Genomic DNA, 6734 nt, shown 5'->3' with positions numbered 1-6734 from the left:
CTGAGCTTCATTAATTGTCATAGGAATTTTTCCTGTAGAACTGTAAACCACTTTATAAAAATAATTTAATCTCATGATTAAATTAAACCTACCATTTTATCTAAGGCCGACCGTTAAGATCGGCCTATAGCACTGTCTTTCATTTGCTTAATGTCTGATTGTATCAACACTCAGCTTTCTTTGTTTTAAAGCGATTCATCATTTTCTCAACTGCGCTTAAAACAAAGATAAAGAATACTGGAACAAAGAAAATTGCTAAAATTGTTGCACTAATCATACCGCCAAACACGCCTGTACCAATCGCATGCTGTGTTTCAGAACTTGCACCCGTAGCAAAAACCAGCGGAATCACACCACAGGTAAAAGCAAGTGACGTCATTAAGATTGGACGTAGTCGTAATTTGGCTGCGGCAACAGTCGCTTCAATTAAACTCATACCTTCTTCGCGAAGTACTTTGGCAAACTCTACAATGAGAATCGCATTTTTTGCCGACAAACCAATAATCGTAATTAGGCCAACCTTAAAGAAAATGTCGTTTGGAATACCACGAATCATGACCGCAATGACTGCGCCAATCAAACCTAATGGTACAACCAACATTACAGATAAAGGGATCGACCAACTTTCATACAATGCTGCAAGTACCAAGAAAACCACCAACATCGAAAGTGCTAAAAGGAAATTGGTTTGTGCTTCTGACTCTTTTTCCTGCAAAGATTGCCCAGTCCACTCAATTCCAATACCTTTAGGTAATTGTTTAGCAATACGCTCCATTTCTGCCATCACCTCACCACTCGACACCCACGGTAAGCCTTCACCTGCAATACTCAAAGTAGGACGACCATTATAACGATTATATTGTTGTGCAGATTGAGTCCATACTGGTGTAACAATTTCATAAAGTTTCACTAACTTGCCATTTTGACTCTTCACATTAAGGTTCAAAATATCTTGGACTTGCATACGAGAACTTGCATCAACCTGTACAATCACCTGTTGCATACGTCCATGATTCGGGAAATCATTAATATAATTAGACCCCATTGAAGCAGAGATGGTTTCATTTATGTCATTAAAGTTAACCCCTAAAGCCTCTGCCTTAGTACGATCAATGCGCAAATCAATGTTGTTCCCAGGTGGTAATCCATCTGGATACACATAAGCCAGTTTTTCGCTTTTAGCAGCCAAACCTAACAACTGTTGTTGGGCAGCGTACAATGCTGACATTCCTAGGTTTGCACGATCTTGCAAACGTAAACTAAAGCCAGAAGTCGAACCCATTTCTTCAATTGCAGGCGGTAGAACAGACATAATCTGTCCTTCAGTACTTTCTTTCATTGCGACATTGACTGCTGCAACTTCATCTGCTGCTGTAGTTTTACGTTCGGCGAAGTCTTTTAAATTGGTAAATGCAATTGCTGTATTTTGCCCTGATCCACTAAAGCCAAAACCTAAAACTGAAATATTGTCTTTAATATCTGGACGACTTGCTAAATGTTGTTCAAACAATTTAACAATATCTAGAGTTCGTTGCTGTGTTGCATCTGCTGGCAATTGAAAAGAGGTAATAAATGAACCTTGATCTTCATCAGGTAAAAATGCCGTTGGAATCCATTTAAACCCTAAGACAGTTAAAGCAACAAGTACTACAAAAACAGCCATCATCGGTAATATATGGCGCACACATTTCAGTAATACTCGTTCGTATTGACGATTCAACTGATCAAAACGGCGGTCAAACCAAGCAAAAAAGCCCTTTTTCTGATGATCAGCAGCAATCGGCTTTAATAAAGTTGCACATAATGCAGGAGTTAAAGTCAGTGCTAAGAATGCTGAAAATAAGATTGAAACCGACATCGTGACCGTAAATTGACGGTAAATGATCCCAACTGAACCACTGGCAAAAGCCATAGGTAAAAATACTGCCGCAAGAACCAAGGTAATCCCAATAATTGGGCTTGAAATCTCATGCATAGCCTTAGATGTAGCTTCCTTAGGTGTTAAACCTTCAGTTGCCATAATCCGCTCTACATTTTCGATAACAACAATAGCATCATCGACAATAATCCCAATAGCCAATACCATCCCAAACATAGTTAATACATTGATGGAATAACCAAACAACAGCATGACCGCAAAAGTACCAAGTAATGCGATGGGTGCCACAATCGAAGGAATCAAGGTATAACGCACATTATGTAAAAACATGAACATGACAATAAACACAAGAATCATTGCTTCAACCAAAGTCATAATCACTTTTTCAATAGAGACTTTGACAAAAGGTGCTGTGTCATAAGGAATTGAGAATTGCATCCCTTGTGGTAAGGATTGACTTAATTCATGAACACGTTTTTTTACTGCCTCTGATGTCTTTACAGCATTACCACCAGGGCTAATTTGAATCGCTAGTGCCGTAGCTGGTTTGCCATTTTCTAAAATTGAGAAATTATAGGCTTGTGCACCTAGCTCCACCCGTGCCACATCGGAAAGTTTAACCTGTGCCCCTTGTTGATTCGCACGTAGTGTAATGTTTTTGAACTGTTCAACTGAGGTTAGCTGTCCTTGTGCAGTTAATGGCAAACTAATCATTTGCCCTTGTACCGCAGGTAGATCCCCGACACGACCTGGTGAAATTGGGCTATTTTGTGTTTGGATTGCTTGAGCAATATCGGCCATAGATAATTGATACGATACCAATTTCTTCGGATCAACCCATATACGCATGGCTTTTTCCGAACCAAAAGATTCAATGCGCCCAACACCTTCTACGCGTTTTAGCTCTTCAACCACATTACGAACGAGATAATCACTCAAATCAATTTCAGAATATTGATGATTCGGAGAATGAATCCCGACCATCATCAAGAAACCCGAAGAAGCCGCTTCAATCGCTAAGCCTTGTTGTCTGACCACTTGTGGTAAACGCGGCTCAACACTTTTGATTTTATTTTGTACATCAACTTGAGCCATTTCAGGATCAGTGCCTGGCTTAAAAGTCGCAGTGATACTAGCACTTCCTGAAGTATCAGAACTTGAGCTGTAATAGAGTAAATTTTTTACACCAGAGAGTTCTTTCTCAATTAATGACACAACACTATCATTTAAAGTTTGCGGTGTTGCACCAGGATATGAGGCATAAATACTAATCGTTGGAGGTGCTACAGAAGGAAAGCGTGCAATTGGTAACTTTGGAATACTCAAGATACCAAACAAAATAATGAATATCGCAATCACCCAAGCAAAGATAGGACGCCGAATAAAAAATTGTGACAACATTAGCTACCTCCTGAGCCTGCTGCCGCAGGAGTTTGTGCTTGAGCCACAATAGGTGTCGCAGGTGCCTTCCATTCAGCAATATTGAGTTTTACTTTAGGCTGAATACGTTCGTGGCCTTGCACTACAATTCGTTCACCCACTTTTAAACCTTGTTGTACAACATAATAACCTTGTTGTAATGCACCAAGCGTAATAAGACGCTCACTGGTATTTTGCTTAGCATCAAGCACCAACACCTGTGCTTGACCATTTGAATTTCGCTGCACAGCTTGTTCTGGTACTACAATCGCATTTGGTTGTGATGCACGATTCATTTTTACTCGTACATACATACCAGGTAATAATTTACGCTGTGGATTATCAACCAAGATACGGATATTGACATCTCCTGTTTCAGGGTCAACTTGCGTGTCTGAGAACAATAGTTTTCCTGTGACAGCATATGGCTGTCCTTGACTATTTAAAATTTCTACATTTGAAACTGCACTTTTTTGCAATTCACCACGACTCAATTGATCTTGTAAAGCCTCGTACTCTGCAATGGACTGCTTCACATCAACATAGACCTTATCAATCTGTTGAACTACAGCCATAGCAGTTGGATCATTACTATTTACCAATGATCCTTCTGTGACCAAAATTTTCCCAATACGTCCTGAAATAGGTGCTTGTACTGTTGCATAACGAAGATGTAATTGTTGACGTGCCAAACTCGCTTTCGTTTGTGCCACTTGAGACAATGCTTGCTGATACTCAGCTTCTGTGTTTTTAACTTCTTGTTTGCTTACAGCATGACTTGGTAATAACTGTTGGTAACGTTGTAACTGTACGTACAAACGCTGCGCTTCAGATTCAGCTTTAGACAATGCTGCTTTTTCACTGTTTACATCGGCTTGAAACAATTCGGCATTTATTTTGAATAAAGCTTGCCCTGCCTTTACCTCACTGCCTTGATTGAATAATACACGCTCCAAAATCCCCCCAACTTGTGGTCTAATTTCTGCAACGCGAAAAGCCTGCACACGCGCAGGTAAGTTTTCTTCATGTTCAATTGATTGTTGTTTGACGGTCGTTACACTAATTTTGACTGGACCTGTATCTTCTGCAAACATTGCAGCTTCATCCTCAGATAAACTACAGCCTTGCAGTGTCGCAGTGATTAACCCCAGAGAGAATAAATAAACCAGCGGCTTATACATTATGGCATTCCAATTTTAGATGGCTTTATTATTCTTATAACTGTGTAATGGAAGTTAATGGACTGTGTAAAATGTGTGGAGATTTTCACAATATTTTCTTTTAAAATCATTTAAGCTTGCTGAAACAGTTTGTGTGACGACATGATGACGCCTTCCTCATTTCAATTTGATCATCCTGGTAAAACCATATTGGTTGTCGAAGATGACTACGATATTGGTGATATTGTTGAAAATTATTTAAAAAAATCAGATTTTAATGTCATTCGAGCAATGAATGGTTTGCAAGCCTTAGAAATACAAGCGAATACCACAATAGATCTTATTATTTTAGATGTTAAAATGCCGCAAATGACGGGTTGGGAAGTATTGAATACATTACGACAAAATAAATCAACTCCAGTCATTATGCTAACGGCCCTTGACCAAGAGGTAGATAAAATTGTTGCTCTTAGAATGGGTGCTGATGATTTTGTTATTAAACCTTTTAACCCCAATGAATTGGTCGCAAGAGTCCAAGCTCTATTACGTCGCTCGTCCTTGACCATACAACAACAGTCACAGCAAACCATTACTTATAAAAATATTATCATCAACTGTGAAACACATCATGTGTCAATTAAGCATCAACAGCATATACAGGCACTGAATTTAACTTTAACAGAATATAAAATTTTACTGTTAATGGCACAGCATCCCTACAAAGTATTTACTCGCCATGAATTAATGAATCAATGTTTACCTGATAGCGATGCATTAGAACGCACTGTAGACAGCCATGTCAGTAAACTACGAAAAAAATTAGAAGATCAGCAACTCATGAATTTTCTCATTAATGTACGAGGTGTAGGCTATCGTTTGGATCAAGTACAATGAAAATGAAACATAGCATTAGTCGCCAACTCATTGTCACTTTAACTAAAGTCAGCTTGGTGACTGTACTATTTTCATGTTTCACTGGTTATTTTGTTTATACACTTGCATTGGACTTTAATCTCATTACTGAACAAGAGTTAATGTCTGATGAGCTCAGCTTTAATATCGTAGATTTTCTGTGGATTGCATTTGTTACAACTGTCGGCTTTATTACTTCTATTTTCTTAGGGATTCGGTTATCTCGCAAGTTTATTAGCCCAATTCAAGCCATTGCTGAAGCGGCGCAACAAATTAGTCAGGGTAAACTCTCTGTACGGGCGCAAGTCAATGCACCTAACTCTCCTGCCGAACTACTCCAATTAATTGATGACTTTAATGCCATGGCAAGTCAACTCGAAACCTCTGTAAAAAATACCAGCATGTGGAATGCAGCCATTGCCCATGAGTTGCGTACTCCTGTCACTATATTACAAGGACGTTTACACGGTATTATTGATGGTGTATTTGAACCTAACACTTTGCTGTTTAAAGATTTACTAGGCCAAGTCGAACAGTTATCTTTACTCATTGAAGATTTAAGAACGCTAAGTCTGGCAGAAAATCATCAACTTCGTATGCAATTTGATGTAAATAGTTTACATCACATCATTATTCAGCTCATTGAACATTATCAAGATCGCTTTGAACAAGCACAGCTTCGAGTACAAGCAAATTTAACCGAACAAAGTTGTTATTGTGATGAGCAAAGAATTAAACAAGTACTTACTGCTTTATTTGAAAATGCAATTCGCTATGCAAACCCTGGCTTAATCAAAATAACCTGTGAAATAAATAATAAAAACTGGGTACTTAAATTTGAAGATGAAGGCCCTGGTATTGCAGAACACCACATTGCTTATCTCTTTGACCCATTTTATCGACTTGAGCCTTCACGTGGTAAAAATCAAGGAGGTACGGGGCTAGGATTATCTGTGGTACACGCCATTATTTCTGCCCACCAAGGCCAAATTTACTACGAAAAATCTAAATTAGGTGGGAGTTGTTTTAAAATTCTACTCCCTATTGCTAAGCCAAATCTCCCCTCGCAACTTAATAAACCTGAACAAGAATGATGTGACGATGAATATAGAAATTATGCCTTTTCATGCCGGACATATAACCGATTGCGCCACACTCTATTGCGAAACCTATAGTGCTGAACCCTGGAATGAACAATGGGATTCTGAACAGCCCATTCTAGATTTTCTAAATGCACACTTAGCAAATAATTACTTCATGGGCTTTGTAGTACAAATAGAAAATAAAGGCTATTTGCATTTTAAGGTGGGATTTTTTTAAATCTCACCTTATTTTTTAACTTAACAAACTCTAATTTTGCAATC

Annotated in this window: 5 protein-coding genes; 3 read left to right on the top strand and 2 right to left on the bottom strand. The window is 38.6% G+C overall.

Annotated elements, in window-relative coordinates:
* Positions 1 to 163: 163 nt before the first annotated feature.
* On the bottom strand, positions 164 to 3280 hold the full coding sequence (locus RFH42_RS16720; protein ID WP_308977068.1) for an efflux RND transporter permease subunit: 3117 nt from the start codon (positions 3278 to 3280) through the stop codon (positions 164 to 166).
* The gene (locus RFH42_RS16715) at positions 3280 to 4479 is read right to left on the bottom strand and encodes an efflux RND transporter periplasmic adaptor subunit (protein WP_308977067.1); all 1200 of its coding nucleotides are present in this window, start codon (positions 4477 to 4479) and stop codon (positions 3280 to 3282) included. The genes RFH42_RS16720 and RFH42_RS16715 overlap by 1 nt, the downstream gene beginning before the upstream one ends.
* 144 nt (positions 4480 to 4623) lie before the next feature.
* On the opposite strand from RFH42_RS16715, the gene adeR reads away from it, so the two are divergent.
* The 3 genes from adeR to RFH42_RS16700 are packed head-to-tail and all read left to right on the top strand — an operon-like array spanning position 4624 to position 6690.
* Complete coding sequence (gene adeR, locus RFH42_RS16710) at positions 4624 to 5352, top strand: efflux system response regulator transcription factor AdeR (protein WP_308977069.1); 729 nt, start codon at positions 4624 to 4626, stop codon at positions 5350 to 5352.
* On the top strand, positions 5349 to 6464 hold the full coding sequence (gene adeS, locus RFH42_RS16705) for a two-component sensor histidine kinase AdeS (protein WP_308977066.1): 1116 nt from the start codon (positions 5349 to 5351) through the stop codon (positions 6462 to 6464). Before adeR ends, adeS begins: the two co-directional genes overlap by 4 nt.
* Positions 6465 to 6471: 7 nt before the next feature.
* Positions 6472 to 6690: a hypothetical protein gene (locus RFH42_RS16700; protein ID WP_308977065.1), complete on the top strand. Its 219-nt coding sequence runs from the start codon at positions 6472 to 6474 to the stop codon at positions 6688 to 6690.
* The last annotated feature ends 44 nt before the right edge of the window (positions 6691 to 6734 follow it).

This window comes from Acinetobacter rudis (assembly GCF_031157835.1).
Classification (GTDB): Bacteria; Pseudomonadota; Gammaproteobacteria; order Pseudomonadales; family Moraxellaceae; genus Acinetobacter; species Acinetobacter rudis_A.
Note: the sequence above shows the minus strand (reverse complement) of the source record. Positions and strands in the feature narration are given on the sequence as shown.

Excerpts from the sequence above, each read along its gene's own strand:
- adeS (WP_308977066.1), top strand. The coding sequence starts at position 5,349 with ATGAAAATGAAACATAGCATTAGTCGCCAACTCATTGTCACTTTAACT.
- RFH42_RS16715 (WP_308977067.1), bottom strand. The coding sequence starts at position 4,479 with ATGTATAAGCCGCTGGTTTATTTATTCTCTCTGGGGTTAATCACTGCG.
- RFH42_RS16700 (WP_308977065.1), top strand. The coding sequence starts at position 6,472 with ATGAATATAGAAATTATGCCTTTTCATGCCGGACATATAACCGATTGC.
- adeR (WP_308977069.1), top strand. The coding sequence starts at position 4,624 with ATGACGCCTTCCTCATTTCAATTTGATCATCCTGGTAAAACCATATTG.
- RFH42_RS16720 (WP_308977068.1), bottom strand. The coding sequence starts at position 3,280 with ATGTTGTCACAATTTTTTATTCGGCGTCCTATCTTTGCTTGGGTGATT.